This window comes from Dyadobacter sp. 3J3 (genome assembly GCF_009801115.1).
Lineage (GTDB): Bacteria > Bacteroidota > Bacteroidia > Cytophagales > Spirosomataceae > Dyadobacter.
Genome location: NZ_VTOL01000014.1, coordinates 16667 through 34114, shown reverse-complemented (window position 1 = coordinate 34114; position 17448 = coordinate 16667). Strand labels below are relative to the sequence as shown.

At 40.2% G+C, this 17448-nt stretch carries 16 protein-coding genes; 13 read left to right on the top strand and 3 right to left on the bottom strand.

The window, feature by feature from the left end; genetic code table 11:
• Positions 1-76: 76 nt before the first annotated feature.
• On the bottom strand, positions 77-286 hold the full coding sequence (locus tag FZF08_RS25175) for a DUF433 domain-containing protein (RefSeq protein ID WP_159475292.1): 210 nt from the start codon (positions 284-286) through the stop codon (positions 77-79).
• Between the two features lie 313 nt (positions 287-599).
• On the opposite strand from FZF08_RS25175, the gene atpD reads away from it, so the two are divergent.
• The 13 genes from atpD (at position 600) to FZF08_RS25110 (ending at position 14052) form a co-directional block, all read left to right on the top strand.
• A complete protein-coding gene (atpD, locus tag FZF08_RS25170) occupies positions 600-2120 on the top strand; it encodes a F0F1 ATP synthase subunit beta (RefSeq protein ID WP_159475289.1) in 1521 nt (506 codons plus the stop codon).
• Positions 2121-2159: 39 nt separating this feature from the next.
• Complete coding sequence (atpC, locus tag FZF08_RS25165) at positions 2160-2402, top strand: ATP synthase F1 subunit epsilon (RefSeq protein WP_090340768.1); 243 nt, start codon at positions 2160-2162, stop codon at positions 2400-2402.
• A gap of 163 nt (positions 2403-2565) precedes the next feature.
• Entirely contained in the window at positions 2566-3906 is a 1341-nt protein-coding gene (locus FZF08_RS25160; protein WP_159475617.1) for an APC family permease, read from the top strand.
• Positions 3907-3963: 57 nt separating this feature from the next.
• Positions 3964-4227, top strand: a complete 264-nt coding sequence (locus FZF08_RS25155) for a transposase (protein WP_159475286.1) — start codon at positions 3964-3966, stop codon at positions 4225-4227.
• Between the two features lie 685 nt (positions 4228-4912).
• Positions 4913-7345 carry a TonB-dependent receptor gene (locus FZF08_RS25150; RefSeq protein ID WP_159475283.1) on the top strand — a complete coding sequence of 811 codons (2433 nt, stop codon included), beginning with the start codon at positions 4913-4915 and terminating at the stop codon, positions 7343-7345.
• A 153-nt stretch (positions 7346-7498) separates the two neighbouring features.
• A complete protein-coding gene (locus FZF08_RS25145; RefSeq protein ID WP_159475280.1) occupies positions 7499-9244 on the top strand; it encodes a tetratricopeptide repeat protein in 1746 nt (581 codons plus the stop codon).
• Positions 9234-10064 (top strand): DUF4292 domain-containing protein, encoded by an 831-nt coding sequence (locus tag FZF08_RS25140; RefSeq protein ID WP_159475277.1) that lies wholly within the window; start codon positions 9234-9236, stop codon positions 10062-10064. Before FZF08_RS25145 ends, FZF08_RS25140 begins: the two co-directional genes overlap by 11 nt.
• Before the next feature lie 95 nt (positions 10065-10159).
• Positions 10160-11500: a murein hydrolase activator EnvC gene (locus FZF08_RS25135; protein ID WP_159475275.1), complete on the top strand. Its 1341-nt coding sequence runs from the start codon at positions 10160-10162 to the stop codon at positions 11498-11500.
• A 91-nt stretch (positions 11501-11591) separates the two neighbouring features.
• Positions 11592-12410, top strand: coding sequence for a 3-methyl-2-oxobutanoate hydroxymethyltransferase (panB, locus tag FZF08_RS25130; RefSeq protein ID WP_159475272.1), 819 nt, complete (start codon positions 11592-11594; stop codon positions 12408-12410).
• Positions 12411-12464: 54 nt separating this feature from the next.
• Complete coding sequence (locus tag FZF08_RS25125; protein WP_137341215.1) at positions 12465-13196, top strand: RluA family pseudouridine synthase; 732 nt, start codon at positions 12465-12467, stop codon at positions 13194-13196.
• A gap of 6 nt (positions 13197-13202) precedes the next feature.
• On the top strand, positions 13203-13511 hold the full coding sequence (locus tag FZF08_RS25120; RefSeq protein ID WP_159475269.1) for a DUF6787 family protein: 309 nt from the start codon (positions 13203-13205) through the stop codon (positions 13509-13511).
• A gap of 86 nt (positions 13512-13597) precedes the next feature.
• Positions 13598-13804: a DUF2683 family protein gene (locus FZF08_RS25115; RefSeq protein WP_159475266.1), complete on the top strand. Its 207-nt coding sequence runs from the start codon at positions 13598-13600 to the stop codon at positions 13802-13804.
• Positions 13795-14052 carry a Txe/YoeB family addiction module toxin gene (locus FZF08_RS25110; protein WP_159475263.1) on the top strand — a complete coding sequence of 86 codons (258 nt, stop codon included), beginning with the start codon at positions 13795-13797 and terminating at the stop codon, positions 14050-14052. The genes FZF08_RS25115 and FZF08_RS25110 overlap by 10 nt, the downstream gene beginning before the upstream one ends.
• Before the next feature lie 2 nt (positions 14053-14054).
• On the opposite strand, the gene FZF08_RS25105 is transcribed toward FZF08_RS25110, so the two are convergent.
• Positions 14055-15479, bottom strand: coding sequence for a DUF5723 family protein (locus tag FZF08_RS25105; RefSeq protein ID WP_229216692.1), 1425 nt, complete (start codon positions 15477-15479; stop codon positions 14055-14057).
• Positions 15476-17401, bottom strand: coding sequence for an ATP-dependent DNA helicase RecQ (locus tag FZF08_RS25100; RefSeq protein ID WP_159475261.1), 1926 nt, complete (start codon positions 17399-17401; stop codon positions 15476-15478). The genes FZF08_RS25105 and FZF08_RS25100 overlap by 4 nt, the downstream gene beginning before the upstream one ends.
• Positions 17402-17448: the final 47 nt, after the last annotated feature.

The window sequence follows — 17448 nt, the reverse complement described above, 5'->3', positions numbered from 1 at the left end:
ATTAACGTCCGGTAATTTCTATTAAGTCGGTTGATTGAAGAGGTTGGCAGCTCAATTAATAAGATGAATCCTATTTTTACAATTTAATAGAAGCATATAAAAGGCATGCTTTAATATCTTCCATTTCAAGATAAGGAAATTCACCTTCAACTATTTCATTAGCTGTTAAACCATTTGCTAACAGTTCCAATACATCTTTGACTCTGATACGCATATTTCTAATGCAGGGTTTGCCACCACATTGATTGGTATTGAAGGTGATACGTTTCAAAAGTTCTGCATTCATTTTAACAATTATATAATGTGTGCATTCATTTTCCACTTAAATATTACCTCGAATTTAATTCATAAATATCTCTCGTCAAATCCAAAATATAACTTAAAGCTTAATAAAATTTGTCTTAACAAGAAATAAAAAGTTCCTTCCTAAACCTATTTTCGTGCCGATTCTGATAATTTCTATACACTTTTCACCTAATTTGGGTGATTTTCTAAAAAATATCCTATAAATCAAGTGTGACACTATTGGTACTGACCAAATTATCTCCTACTTTTGCGGTTCGAAATAACCTCTCATAGACTATACTAAAATTCTTATAATGGCAAACGCAACAAACTTAGGAAAAATTACGCAGGTAATTGGACCCGTTGTAGACGTATCATTTGAAGACAGCGAACGCATCCCGGCTATTCTTGATGCATTAGAGGTCATCAAATCAAACGGACAAAAAGTAATCCTTGAATGTCAGCAGCATTTGGGAGAAGACAGAGTTCGTACTATCGCGATGGATAGTACTGAGGGTATGTTCCGCGGGATGGTAGTAACTCCGCTTGGTTCACCAATCACAATCCCGACTGGCGAATCAATTAAAGGACGTTTGTTTAACGTAATTGGAGAGCCAATTGACGGTCTTAAACCAGTTGACTCAACTGACAAACGTATTTCTATTCACCGCGCTGCTCCAAAATATGAAGATTTGGCAACAGCTACTGAGGTACTTTTCACAGGTATTAAAGTAATCGATTTGCTTGCTCCTTATGTAAAAGGTGGTAAAATCGGTTTGTTCGGTGGTGCAGGTGTTGGTAAAACAGTATTGATTCAGGAATTGATCAACAACATCGCAAAAGCATATGCTGGTCTTTCAGTATTTGCAGGTGTTGGAGAGCGTACCCGTGAAGGAAATGACTTGATGCGTGAGATGATCGAAGCGGGTATTATTAAATACGGTGACGATTTCAAACACAGCATGGAAGAAGGTGGATGGGATATTTCAAAAGTGGATTACGAAACTTTGAAAGATTCACAGGCTACTTTCGTGTTCGGTCAGATGAACGAGCCTCCTGGAGCACGTGCACGTGTTGCCTTGACAGGTCTTACAGTTGCTGAATATTTCCGTGACGGAGATGGCGAAGGACAAGGACGTGATATCCTTTTCTTTATCGATAATATCTTCCGTTTTACACAAGCAGGTTCTGAAGTATCCGCTCTTCTGGGTCGTATGCCTTCTGCGGTAGGTTACCAACCAACTTTGGCTACTGAAATGGGCCAGATGCAGGAACGTATTACTTCGACAAAACGTGGTTCTATCACTTCTGTACAGGCTGTTTACGTACCTGCGGATGACTTGACGGATCCGGCACCGGCAACGACATTTACTCACTTGGACGCAACAACGACACTTTCTCGTAAAGTTGCAGAAAAAGGTATTTATCCAGCTGTGGATCCACTAGATTCAGTTTCTCGTATTTTGAACGCTGAAACATTGGGTGACGCACATTACGACTGTGCTCAACGCGTGAAAAACATTTTGCAACGCTACAAAGAATTGCAGGACATCATCGCGATTTTGGGTATGGAAGAATTATCTGATGAAGATAAATTAGTCGTATCACGCGCTCGTCGTGTTGAACGTTTCTTGTCACAACCTTTCTTTGTGGCTGAACAGTTTACAGGTCTTAAAGGTGTGTTGGTAGATATCAACGATACAATCAAAGGTTTCAACCAGATCATGGATGGCGGTTACGATCACCTTCCTGAAATGGCTTTCAACCTTGTTGGAACGATCGAAGATGCGCAGATCAAAGGTGAAAAAATGATGGCAGAAGCTGCTAACAGATAATCACAATATTGATCGCTAACAGCCAAAAGCCAATTAAATATGCATTTAGATATCATTACCCCAGATAAAAAAGTATTTGCCGGAGAGGCAAATGCTGTTACTTTACCGGGTACCGACGGACAGTTCCAGGTTTTGAACAATCACGCACCGCTTGTAAGCTCGCTTAAACGTGGCGATGTGGTTGTTGATATCAGTGGCGCCAAAACAACTTATACCATCGATGGTGGTGTGGTTGAGGTACTGAACAATAAAGTTTTGGTTTTGGCTGAGGCGGTTTTGTAGGGTAAATAGTATAAAATTTTAATAGGGTACAGGCTTTCGAGCTTGTACCCTATTTTTTTTGCATTATTTTATCAATCTACATTTTGACAAAACGGTGGTACGGTAGCGCTAACTTTACGAAACTTTGACTATTTTCGAAAAAGTACTTTTCCTGATCACTCCTATGACACAACCTTCTCCCAAAAAAGAACTTCTCAAAATACTCGGTGTCGGATTTGGTATAGCCGTAACCATCGGCGGTACCATCGGAACCGGCATTCTCAGAAAACCCGGACCCATCGCTGCTCAACTGGGAGAACCATGGCTTATCATGGGCGTTTGGATTGCAGTCAGTTTATACGCCTTTCTTGGAACACTTTGTACGATTGAACTCGGGACCTCTGTACCCAAAGCAGGAGCCTGGTATGTGTATGCCCGTCGTGCTTTCGGCGATTATGCAGGATTTGTAGTTGGAATAAACAGCTGGCTTGGAACCTGTGCTGCGCTTGGTTTCGGAGTTTATACGATGAGCGAATATCTTGCACTCCTTATCCCATCACTTTTGGGTTACGAGCCTTATGTTGCTGCTTCTATATTACTTATTTTAACCGGAATACATTTAATTGGACTTGCATTAGCGAGTACATTTCAAAATGTAATGAGTTTTTTGAAAGCTCTTGGATTATTCACTTTTGTTGCCGTTTGTTACATCTATGGAAAAGAAATTTCCTCAGCAGATGCCACTTTAACGACCAGTAAGATTATTCAAACGGGAAGTTTCATTGGCCCCATCATATTTTCACTTCAAGCGATTTTCTATACTTATGACGGCTGGCATACTGCTGCCTATTTTACCGAAGAGGATGAAAACCCAACGAAAAATCTTCCAAAATCGATGATTGGCGGTGTTTTGCTGATCATCATTATTTATCTGCTCTGCAATCTGGCAATACTTTACATTTTGCCAATGAACGCATTAGCTAATTCTAAGCTCGCTGCGGCGGATGCAATCACGCTTATTTTTGGAGAGGGCTCCGGAAAAATTGTAACGATATTTCTGATGGTTTCCATCCTTGGAATTGTAAATGCGCAAATGTTATTTAATCCCAGAGTTTTGTACTCCATGAGTCGTGATGGCCTGTTTATCAATGCTGCAACGTATGTAAATAAAGGGGGAACACCGGCCCTGGCTATGCCGATAACGGCGGGTGTTGCTATCATTCTTATTTTGGCAGGAAAAGAAGCCTGTGAAAAGCTTTCAGATATCGCAACGTTCTTTTTTGTGCTGGGTTACACGTCTGGTTTTGCTTCACTATTAATGTTGAGAAAAAAAGAACCGCTTTTAGCCCGTCCGTGGAAAGTGCCTGCATATCCTGTTTTGCCCATTTTGATGCTGATTATTTCAATTGCCTTTTTGATTTCTGCGGTTGTTCAGGATATTTCAAGCAGTAAGTATTCGTTATTGTTTTTAGTATTGAGTTATCCGATTTTTCTGGCAGTTCAACGGTTGAATAGAAGGAATTGAATTTTATTAAGTAACACACACTAAACATACTATCAGGATGCCGGGTACTTTTCACAATTGTATGTTCTGGTTGGAGATATCAAGAACAATTCTTCAAATTTTATTAATTCAAAAAAATTTGTGAAAGGAAAGTTTTCATGGCAGGAAGGTTTTGGAGCTTTCACCTATGGGCAGTCACAAGTTGATGCAGTTTTTAAGTATATTAGTAACCAGGAAGCACATCATCAAAAGAAAACATTTAAAGAAGAATATATGGATATGCTCGCGAAATTTCAGGTTCAGTATGACGAGAAATATTTGTTTGAATGGATTGAGTACTAAGAATTTCGTTTTTCGAATTATTTAGGAGTAAAAAAATAGTTAAGCAGGTTATGCCACCCATTCTGGGTTAAGTCCTAAGATTAATCGAACTTTCTATCATAATATCATCCCTTCGGGATTATGGATTGAAGAAGTTTATTGAATAAAATAAACCCTATAGACTGGAAATTTGACAGCATTTCAAAATCAAAATATTGCCAAAATTTGGGTTTTAATTTAGAAAATCCCGAGCAGCAACAATCCCAAAGGGATGATATTATTGTAGAAAAAGTGATTACTTGCTATTTGTAAAACCTTGGGCGGGTTGCCCGCATAGGGAGACCCGCCCAGGCTAGCATAAGAAACCAAAATCAAGAAGGCTTGACCTAAAAATCCGAGTATCAACAATCCCGAAGGCATGATATTATTGTAGAAAAAGTGATTACATATTTTTTTAACCCTGAAAGAGCAGCCCGCATAGGGCGGCCCGCGTAGGGTAGCATAAGAAACCAAAATCAAGAAGGCTTGACCTAAAAATCCGAGTATCAAGAATCCTGAAGGGATGATATTATTATAGAAAAAGTGAGTACATACAATTATTTCAACCCTGAAAGGGTGATATAATAGGCCATAACAAATTAATTATTATTCAAAATAAAACCATACTTATAACCTCACCATTAAAACTAAAAAATCATCATTAGCCATGCCTTTTAAACTTACCTTCCTAAAAACAACCACTCTGATTTTTGCCATTTTCCTGCTCGCTTCATACAAATGGGCGGAGGATGATTTTTCCAAAATAATTCTATCCCGGTTACAGGAATACCGCCGCATTTTCCCTCAGGAAAAAGCGTATCTCCATTTGGACAAACCCTATTATGTCGCTGGTGATACCCTTTGGTTCAAAGCCTATTTAGTTGAAGGTTCCGTCCATTTTGCAGATAGTGCCAGTCAGGTACTTTATGTTGATCTTGTTGATAAACGAAGTGGGAAAAATATAGCATTGCGAAGAGTAAAACTCGTCGGAGGTTTGGGAAATGGCGATATTGTCCTGAATGATGACTTGCCTAAGGGTGCTTACACCATCCGGGCCTACACCAGCTGGATGCGTAATTTCCAGGAAGACTTCTTCTTTCACAAAGACATTTATCTTTTCAATGACAATATAGAAAAACCCGCAAGTCCTGTTTCTGCGCTGGATGTCCAGTTTTTCCCGGAAGGCGGACAACTTGTTGCGGGTCTGAGCAGCCGCATAGGTTTTAAGGCTATTGATGAATCTGGTTTGGGTCCGGATGTCAATGGTTTTATTCTTAATCAGAACAACGATACCATTGCAGCACTGAAAAGTGAGCATTTGGGTATGGGGAAATTCCCCTTTGAACCAGCAGCCAATCAAAAATATACGGCTTATCTGAGAAAAAACTCGGAACCTTTTAAGGCATTTAATTTTCCGGAAGTAAAATCGGAAGGATATATTATGATGGTTAATAATCTGACCACGACTGATAAAATGCGCGTCCTGATTTATGCAAACTTTGCTGATAATACCGAAAAAGAAATAAATATCGTTGCACACTCCAGAGGTTTGGTTGCTTTTGCGGCAAAAGGAAAAGTAACAAAAAAAGGGTTGCAGTTAAATGTTCCAACATCGGCATTTCCTGATGGCATCACACAGCTTACACTTTTTGATCATTTAAATCAACCTGTTTGTGAAAGAGTTATTTTTATCGATCATGGTGATCGTCTGAATGTTAAAATCAAAACTGAAAAAAACAGCTATAAATTAAGAGAGAAAACGGAGGTCGAATTGACAGTTACAGACAGTTCTGGCGCGCCGGTAGAAACCAATTTGTCGGTGGCCGTTACCGATGCAGGTCAAATAGCGCAACAGCCTTTTGATCAGAATATCCTTTCATACCTAATGCTTTCTTCCGATCTGAAAGGTACTATTGAGCAGCCTTCTTATTATTTTGATCCAACAAAAGAAGACCGCAAAATCAAAGTTGACATTCTTATGATGACTCAGGGATGGCGCCGGTTCGACTGGAAAGACGTTTTACAAGAAACTCATACGGCGCCTTCGCGTTTTGTAGAACAAGGTTTTTCAATTCAGGGAGAAGTGAAGCGTAACAGTAAAAAACCGGCTGAAAATGTCATGCTCTCTGTTTATCTTACGAGCGATAGTATTAATACTTTTCTCACCACGGAATCAGGATCAACCGGTTTATTTTCCCTTGACAACCTGGTTTTTAAAGATTCCTTAAATGCTCGCTTGCAGGGAATGAATCCTAAGAACAGGGATATGCTTAACATTCTTGTAAAACCGTTCGACCCGCCAAAATTCACCATTTCACGTATACCGTTTTATCCAATTACCGTGGACGCATTACAAATGGCGGCCTACTTAAAAAGGACAGAAGAGTATCTGGCGATTGAAAAGAAAATTCGTGATAGCAGGGAAAAACTTTTAAAAGAAGTCACAATCCGCGGACAAAAGGAAGCTCAGCGGGATTCCAGAAAATTATACAACCACGCCGATGCAACGATAAAAGTTTCGTCCATGACAACCGGAGGCGCCATGACAGTACTTGATATGCTCCAGGGCCGTGTAGCGGGTGTGGTCGTTTCGGGCACTGGCTCCAATGCCACAGTACGCATCCGAAACAGCAATACTGAACCCACTTTTTTATTGGATGGCGTACCTACTGATAAAGATTTAATCACCTCTCTTAATATATTTGACGTTGAATCAATAGATGTATTAAAAGGAGCTTCCGCAGCAATATTTGGCAGCAGGGGTGGTGGAGGTGTTATCTCCGTTTTGACAAAACGTGCCAATGTAAATTACGATTATTCCAAAGATATTGTACTGGGCGTAACCGTTTCCAAAATCGCAGGTTTTAATACGTCCAGAGAATTTTATGTACCTCGCTATGATTTAGATCTTCCCAATAACAATGTACCCGACTTTCGCTCAACCATTTTCTGGGCTCCTTTGCTTAAAACCGACAAAAATGGTAAAGTAAAGTTTAGTTATTTCAACACGGATGCCAATACAAACGTAACAATCCGCGCTGAGGCATTAACAGCCTGGGGAATACCCGGTTCGGCTGAGGGAAGTTATTCTATACGATAAGTGATTTTCTTACACGAATATTTTGTAATATCCGTTACTATTGAAAACGAGACCGGGATTTCTGCAAATCAAGCCGAAAAAAAAATGGTACCTTTGCTGATTATATTGAAACAGTCAATCCGTCTTAATTTCTGATTGGCAACAAGATAAAATATGAGGATAGAATTATTCAGGATATTCTTGCTGACAAGCCTTTTGATGGCTTGCGGGATCGTGCGCGTTGATGCGCAACGTAAGAGTAAAACGCGTGAAAAGGAAAAATCCGCAGTGGTTTCAGGATTTCGGCTGGAAGAGGAAACACTTACCTCGGAAGGAATGAAGTTTATGATGACGGACCAGCCTGCCCGCGCGCTTCCGGTTTTTGAACAGATTATTAAAAAAAGTCCATCCGATGGCGCTGGATATTATTTGCTGGCAACTGCTCTTTTGAAACTGGACAGACAGGATGAAGCGGTCATTCCTGCAAAAAAGGCTTTTGAGCTTGATAAAACCAATGCGTTTTATGCAAAGCAGTTAGCAGAACTTTATGCTAAAAAAAGAAAATATGCCGAGGCAGCTCAAATTTATGAACCGCTGGTTGCCAAAAATCCGGAAAATCTGGAATATGGAATTGAGCTGGCTGCAATTTATGTTTTCAACGAGCAATTTGACAAAGCAATCCAGACTTACGATCTTCTTGAAAAATCAATTGGTGTAACAGAAGAAATAACCCATCAGAAAGAACAGCTTTATTTGAGAGAAAATAAACTGGATAAAGCGTTGTCCGAAGCGAAAAAACTGATCGACAGCGAACCGGGAGAAGCAAGTTATCGTGTGGAAATCGCTGAAATGCTGATTGCTAATGATAAAATTTCGGATGCTATTGCCCCTTTGCAGGATGCATTAAAAATTAACCCTGATGAAGCTCAGGCACATGTGCTGCTGGCGGATATTTATCGCCGAAATGGTGATGTTGAAAAATGTAATCAGGAATTAAAACTGGTTTTTGCTAATCCAAATCTGGATGCGGATCCTAAAATTCGCGTACTTTCAGGATATCTTAAAATGCTGAAAACCGATGCAGAAATGGATGAAGCGCTGGTTCTTGCCAAGCAATTGGCAGAAACACACCCAAATGAAGCTCGTACGCATGTTATTTATGCCGACTTATTGATGCGCCGAGGACAAAAAGCAGAGGCGAGAGATATGTATGCAAAAGCAGCCAGACTGGATGGTTCTGTTTACGAAGTCTGGGGTGCAATAATTCAGTTGGACGGGGAATTAAATCAGGTTGACAGTCTGTTGGTTCATTCAGAAAAAGCACTGGAAATATTCCCGAATCAAGGCCTGTTATGGTACTCCAACGGAACAGCGCTTTTGATGAAAAAGAATTACAAACAAGCCATTTCATCCTTTGAAGAAAGTCTTAAACTGATCACGGACAAGCCGGATATGATTCCTTATATCCATGCGCAGCTTGGTGACGCATACAATGGCCTTGGTGATAATGTGAAGTCAGATGCGGCTTACGACCTTGCTTTAAAGGAAAATCCGGACAACGACCACGTTTTGAATAATTACAGTTATTTCCTTTCTCTTCGTAAAGAAAAACTGGATCTGGCGTTAAAAATGTCGGAACATCTGGTGCAGCAACACCAGGATAATGCAACCTATCTGGATACTTATGCCTGGGTATTGTACATTCGGAAAGATTACAAAAAAGCAAAGGAATCGTTAGAAAAGGCGATTCAGGATACATCCAATATCAGTGGCACGATTGTTGAACATTATGGAGATGTACTTTTTAAACTTGGAGAGCGCGATAACGCCGTTCTTCAATGGAAAAAAGCAAAAAAAATGGGAGAAACAACTGAACTACTGGATAAAAAAATAGCAACCGGGACATTACATGAACAATAAGATTACAGTATGGTTCCTGGCTTTGAGTTGCATTTGGTTTACTTCATGCCACAAAAAACATCTTTCAAAAGGAACTACAAGACCAACGATTGATTCTTCTTTTGTCGTTAAAGATTCTTCAAAAACAGATTCAATGGTTGCCAATTCCATAGCACCTGTTACGGTGAAAGAAGTCGCATTTGATTATCTTTTGACAAAATCCAAATTTTCCTTTCGCAGCAGCACACAGGATTTTGATAACACGAACGTTAATATCAGAATAAAAAAAGACAGCCTGATCTGGTTGTCTGTAACCGGGGTTGGATTTGAAGTAGCACGTGGTTTGATCACTCCGGATTCCATTGTGTTTGTAGATAAATTTCATAAAGAATATTTTGTTTTTACTTACGCACAGCTTAGTAAGCAATATAATTTCGATCTGAATTTTAAACTTTTGCAATCAATTATTATTGGAAATCTTCCGTTTGCACCCGCAGCTGAATCTAAATATTATAAGGAAAACGAGTTTGTGGTACTGCATCAGGAGAATACACGAATCGTTTTGGATAATTATATTGATGAGAAAAATCTGAAACTTCAAAAGCTTAAAGCGGTTGAAGTTCCTACTAAAAATACCTTTGTACTTAATTATGAAGATTTTAGAGATGTAAGTGGCTCTCTCTTTCCTTTCGGCAGTCTTATTAACCTGGATGTGCAGTCTCAAAAAGACAAGCAGTTTTACCAGACAATGATGCGTATCAAACATAACAAGGTAGAATTGACAGGTAAAAATCCAGGATTCCCTTTTAGTATACCATCCAGCTACACCCGGAAAAGGTAAAAATCAGATTCTCTACTCATTTATAGGCACAAAAACGTGAAGTCTGCTTAACTTTACGCGCCGTTTAAGGTATTTTGGCAGCAAGAAAAATAAATATGCCCTTTCATCAACCGAATTATCGTCGTTTATTTCTGGTACTCACAGTTTTGTGCTGTACGTCTTTTAGCGTATTTGCTCAAAAAACCCGCGAACAGCTGGAACGGGAAAAAGGCGAAAACCAGAGCAAGATGAATGAAATTCAGAGTATTCTGAAACAGACTTCGTCTCAAAAAAACGTCAACCTAGGTCAGTTACGTGCCCTGAATCAGCAAATCAATAACTTAAAGAAAAAGATTGATCTGTTATCGGATGATATGGCCATTCTGGATAAGGAACTCAAAACGCTTGAAAAAAAGCGTTCGGTACTTGCCAATGATCTGGGTAAATTGAAGGAAGAATATGGTGATATGATTTATGAGGCGTCCAAGAGAAACGTTTATCTGAATCAGTTGGTTTTCCTGTTTTCATCCGGGACTTTCAACCAGTTTGTTTTACGTTACAAATATCTGAAACAATATACGGACGCCAGACAGGGGCAGGTAAAACAAATGGAAGTTCTTGAAAAAGAACTGATGGCCGAACGCCAGCGTATCACTTCCAAAAAACAACAACAGCAAACAGTACTCGTTACCCAGGTTTCGGAAAATACAAAACTTGAAGGCCTGAAAACCAAGCAGGATGAAGTTGTAAAAGAATTATCTCAAAAAGAAGTTGAGCTGAGAAATCAGTTAGCTGAAAACCGGAAAGCGACAAATTTACTGGAAGCAAACATTCGTCGTATTGCAGAAAGGGAGAAAAAGGAGAGAGAAAGAAGAGAGAGAGAAGAGCGGGCTGAGCGCGAAGCTAAAAGAAAAGCGGAACGCGAACGCGTAGCACGTGAAAACGCGGAAAGAGAGAAAAAAGGCGAAGCGAAAGTTGTTGTAGAAGAACCAAAAGATGAGCCTGTTGTTTCATCCAGTGGGATGAGTGATGAAGAAGTTACGCTTGCATCGTCCTTTGCAGCTTCGCAGTCACGGCTATCCTGGCCGACGAGAGGATTTATTTCCGGCCATTTTGGACAACGTCCACATGCTGTTTTAAAAGGTGTGATGGTTGATAACCTGGGTGTTGATATACAAACGAATGCAGGAGAAACGGTGCGAACTGTTTACGATGGTGTTGTGCTGGATGTGACACAAATGCCGGGAATGGGCAATGTGGTCGCTATTCAGCATGGAAATTACATGACGGTTTATGCAAAAATGTCGGGAGTAACCGTTCAGGCCGGACAAAAAGTAAAAGCCAGAGAAACAATCGGACGCGTTGCAACGGATGGAGACGGAACTTCTGAACTTCAATTCCAGATATGGAAAAGTACATCCCGCCTCAACCCCGAAAACTGGCTGATAAGAAGATAGTTTTTTTAATGATTAATTGTTAATGGTGAATTGTTAATGTTTTACCAGACACCATTAGTAATTAACCCTTAACCATTTACAATTAAAAAAGATGTCTATACATAGTTCTGATATAAAACGCGTTACGACCCATATCATTCAGGAAATGAAAACGCGGGGCGAAAAAATATCCTGTTTGACCGCTTATGATTATTCAATGGCCGGGATCGTGGATGCTGCCGGGGTTGAGCTGATCCTTGTAGGAGATTCGGCTTCCAATGTAATGGCTGGCCACGAAACTACATTACCGATCACGATTGACCAGATGATTTATCACGCATCATCGGTTGTACGTGCTGTGAAACGTGCGTTGGTAGTCGTTGATCTTCCTTTCGGATCGTATCAGGGAAATTCGGGAGAAGCGTTGCGTTCCGCTATTCGTATCATGAAAGAATCCGGCGCACATGCTGTGAAGCTGGAAGGCGGACTGGAAATTAAGGAATCGGTTGTGCGGATATTAAGTGCCGGCGTTCCTGTAATGGGGCATTTGGGACTTACACCGCAGTCTATTTACAAATTTGGTACCTACACCGTTCGTGCCAAGGAAGAAGTTGAAGCTAAAAAGCTTTTGGAAGATGCCAAAATGCTGGATGAGATTGGTTGTTTTTCCGTAGTTCTGGAAAAAATTCCTTCTACACTTACAAAACTGGTTTCTGAAAGTATCGCCATTCCAACCGTAGGAATAGGAGCAGGGCCACATGCCGACGGACAGATTCTTGTTTTGCATGATGTTTTGGGTATCAACAAAGGTTTTAAACCACGTTTTCTTCGTCAATATGCCAATTTAAATGACATCATGAACGAGGCAATTACCAATTATATTAAAGACGTTAAAGGCAAATCTTTTCCAAACGAAAAAGAGTCTTATTGATCACCTCACTTTTGTTTTTTACTAGGAAATAACAAAAGATTAAAATAGAAAATTATGGCAAAGCGCCCATTTCAGATTATATATGAAGACAATCACTTACTGATTGTCAACAAAGAACCAGGTATTCTTGTACAAGGCGATTCAACGCGTGACAAGCCTTTACTTGAAATGTTGAAGGAATATATCAAAGAAGAATACGATAAGCCCGGAGCCGTGTTTTTAGGAACCGTGCACCGTCTGGACCGCCCCGTTAGCGGTTTGGTTGTATTTGCAAAAACGTCAAAAGCGTTGGAAAGAATGAATGAAATCTTCCGTAAACGCGATGTTCAAAAAACATACTGGGCTGTTGTAAAAAACCGTCCGCCAGAAAAAAAGGGAAAACTGGTACATTGGCTGATCAAAGATGAGCAGAGAAATGTAACAACCGCTTACGATTACGAAGTACCGGGATCGCAGCGCGCTGAACTTAGTTACCGACTTTTGGGGGATGTCAATAAATTCAATTTGCTTGAAGTAACACCAGTTACCGGCCGTCCGCATCAGATCCGCGTTCAGCTGGCTTCTATGGGCTGTCCGATTCGTGGTGATTTGAAATATGGCTATCCAAAACCAAATCCGGATGCAAGTATTAACTTACATGCCCGTCGTCTTTTCTTTGAACATCCTGTAAAAAAGGAGCCGATTATATGCAAAGCAGGCCTTCCGAATGATCCGTTCTGGGAAGAATTCCTTCCTTTGGATACCGAAATAATCAAAGCAGATCACCTGGGATTTTTATACGAATAGATCAGTATGATTGAAAAGTTAAAGCAGCGCTGGAATGTTAAAAATGGATGGGATGTCTTAATCATTTTACTGGTTTTTGCCTGTACCGGATTTTCCATTTTATACATCAAGCGCGCACTTTTTGATCTGGTTGGTTTATCCAAGGAAACTTCACCGTCATGGCTTCTCTGGACGGTGAATATTCTGATTATTTTACCTCTTTACCAAGCCGCTTTACTGGCCTGGGGCTGGATCTGGGGCAGATTTTCTTTTTTCTGGGAATTTGAAAAGAGAATGTTCCGGAGGATTGGGAGCTGGTTTGGGCGGAAAGGGTAGATTTAATATTTTGTAATTGAAGATCATTAACAAAATTAAGATTTAGAAGAAATGGTTAACTTTATAATTACAAAATCAATAAAGTCATGGAAACCTTAATATTTCGATCTAATAGCCCCAAAAAACTGGAAGCCTTAAAAGCTGTCGCCAAGGCTTTGGAAATTTCTTTTGAATCAGAAGAAAAGCCATATCACCCCAAATTCGTTACTAAAATTGAAAAAAGCAAAGAAGATAAAAAGGCAGGAAAAGGCAGAGTCTCTTCCATCGATGAGATTGATAGTTTATGGAAATAATATTCCTGCCTGATGCTGATGATGATCTTAAGTACTGGGTTAAAAGTGGGAACAAGGTCGTACTCAAAAAAATATCAAGTCTCATCAAGTCCATTCAGGATACTCCATTCGAGGGACTGGGAAAACCAGAAGGACTAAAACATAATCTTTCGGGTCTTTGGTCAAGGAGAATAAACCAGGAGCATCGATTGATTTATGAAATAGAAGAAGAGAAAATCTTCATTCATTCTTTAAAAGGACATTATTAAAATCACTTTTTCCTCCACCCCTTCAACTTCCAAGCACTCACCCCGACATAAGCCATACTCCCTCTTGCGCCTCCGCTTTTCATCAAACCATTAATATTACTAAATCCAATGAAAATCGGCCCGAAATGCGCCAGTGCTCCTATCGCTACTCTTTTATTTCCCTGAATGAAAGAGATTGGAAAAGCAAAATCTGAATCTTCATCTTCAAAACGTGGCGTGACGGTAAATACGTTTGGTTGTGCTACACTCAATACATTATCCGTCAGAGATTTAAAACGTTTCGTTTGTGATAATGTAACAAAAAAGCCTTTTACCAATTGCACATCAGCTTCCCAATGTACTGCTTGCGGTAATTTTACTTTACTGTTAAAAGTTGTATCAGAACTCGCCGGATATAAATTCATTAATCCGTCAGCTCCTTCATTTCCTATTATTTCCAGTTCCTTTTGACCGATAATCGTTTGTTCCTGCTGTCCGGCAATTACACGGCTTCCTGTTGTTTTGTATTTAATCGATCCAATATCGGTTAAAGAGGCTGCAAGACGCAAAAGATACTTTGGATTCTGGTCGAATGCCTCATCTGTATTTTGCCAATAATTACCCAATTCATACGTCACTCCCAGATCGTAAGCCCAGCCAGCAGCGTACTTATCTGAATTAAACAAATCACCTAACTTCATTTTTTGGTTTTGCTGGCTATATCCTGTTTCGTATGAAAAATTATTCAAAACCAGTTCGCTTTCATCCTGTGCTCCGGTTAGTTTTCTAACCTGGAAATTATCTACTGAACCTTTCAAGTACCCGATTCTGGCTCCAAAAATCCTTTTACCCGTTGCCCCAACACGTAATTTATGCGCATCCAGATCCAGTAACTGTACACCATAAGAGAAACTCATTTCAGAAAAGCTCTGCTGTACCAGGTTGAATTTCCCCCAATCCGTGCGCGCCACGTCATCCATTCCGGTGTCAAGCCGTTTGAAATAAAGATTTCGGATATCGTCCGGAACATTATTTCCCGTTACAAAACCTCTTGTACGGAATTGAATGGCTACACCCTGATATTTTCCAATAGAAAACATCGCGGAAGGCCAGCGGATTTCACTTGTAAGATAAATTGGATCTTTATCCGTGAGCGAGCCCATGGTACGCGAACGACCGTACAATTCATCTTTGGAATGAGCCGCCAAAAGTGGATAGAATAGTGAATTTTTACCCAGAAAAACAAAATAGCGGTGGTTAATACTGCTTCCTATGGTTCCGATATTGACCTGCCATTTAAATTTAGAACCGCCAATTGCCGATGGATTTTCAGTGGCCCGGTAAAGTCCTCCATAATTACTGGCGGCTAGTCCGGGAATTTGTTGTGCAGAAGCCGTTTTTGCCAGGAACCCTAATACCAGTGTGAGGTTGTAGATATGCTTTTTCAAGAATGATATTTGCTGTTTAAGGTCAGTTTCCCAACCTGGTCATAGTTTATAATTTCTTCATCAATTAAGTATCTTAACGTTTGCAGGAAAGGTTTTTCAGCAACATTTTCAAATATCTGGCTTAACGCACGCGGCGTTACCGCCCCGAAACTTTTTAAATAATGCAGAATTTGATTACCTAATTCTTCGTCAATTTCCGGGCGCGGTTCATTCTTTTTATTTTTCAGACAAACATCACAAACACCACAATCTGTCCCATCCATTTCATTGAAATATTCCAGTAAAAGGATTGTCCGGCAACGGTTTGTATTGGATGCATATTGAATAACAGATCTTGCTTTTTGTCTGTCACGCTCACGTCTTCTTTCAATTTCAAAAACATTCAGCGGTAATAATGCCGCATCATATCGCGGCGTCAAAAAAGTAAGCTGCGGTTTATCTCTTCTTGGTTCGTAATCCACGATGCCACGTTCTTTAAGGAACGACAATTTCTTTAGAATTTCTACTTCCGGTACAAAGTAAATCTGAGCCAGTTCGCTTTCCGAAATCTTTTTATATTCAGTAAAAAGTTCTCCGCCATAAATCCGGAGCAACAATTTTACAAACGAATCATACTCCGGATTACGTATTTGAAAATCATATAATTGCCGGTTGTCCACTTCAAAATGCAGCTTGGCGGGATTGTTAAAATTCTCACTTAATTGGATAAAACCTTCCTCTTCAAGCAGTTTTAAAGCGTAGTGCGTTTCATTAACAATGAGTCCAAATATTCCTGTAAAGTTTTGTATATCAAAATCATAAGCCGAAAACTCTCCTCCGCCTACGTGAATTTTATAATAGTTTGCCAAAGACTGATAAACCCTTCTTAAAACATCCATCGGTGGATATTTTTTCTCGACATTTTCAGCCAGTTCCTCCAGATCAATTTTATTGAAAAGTGCCACGGCAAACGCCTTTTTTTCATCACGACCGGCCCGGCCAGCTTCCTGATAATAAGCTTCCAGATTATCCGGCAAGTCAAAATGAACCACAGCCCGTACATCCGGTTTATCGATTCCCATACCAAAAGCATTGGTTGCAACCACAACCCGAACCTGGTTTTTCAGCCAGGCGGTTTGTCTGTCCGATCTTTCTTTAAAAGGCAGACCTGCATTATATCCCGCAGCACGAAGGCCTTGTTTAGTGAGCCAATCTGCCAGTTCTTTGGTACGTTTTCTCGTTCTTACATACACTATTGCGGTGCCCGGAACATTTTTAAGAATCTGCAATAATTTCCTTTCCTTATTTTCTTCTAAAAAAGTGGAATAAGACAAATTTGCCCGTGCAAAAGACTGCCTGAAAACCCGGACAGGTTTCATTTCCAGTTTGTCAATAATATCAATCTGAACCCGTTCCGTGGCTGTGGCAGTCAAAGCCATAACCGGAACTTTTGGAATTAATAAGCGGAATTCGGAAATTAAAAGGTACGATGGACGAAAATCATAACCCCAGGCAGATATACAATGTGCCTCATCAACTGCCAACAAACAAACTTTCATCTGTTTAGTCCGTTCGATCATAATTTCAGTACGAAGGCGCTCTGGCGAAACATATAGAAACTTCGTTTGTCCATGAATACAATTGTCCAGCGTAATATCAATTTCATGGCGATTCATGCCCGAATGAATTGCCGCAGCTGAAATATCACGCCGTTTCAATTGTTCAACCTGATCTTTCATCAAAGCAATAAGTGGCGTTACCACAATGCAAACGCCTTCCATAGTCATTACCGGAACCTGAAAACAGATCGATTTCCCGCCACCGGTTGGCAGCAGCAAAAGTGTATCATTTCCTTCCAGCACAGACCGGATCGCCTCTTCCTGCACAGGCCGAAACTGATCATAGCCCCAGTATTGTTTCAGGACAGCTTGAAGGTTACTCATAGTATGCGTTTACAAATGACTTATGCTAAGAACGTGCAAATTACTAA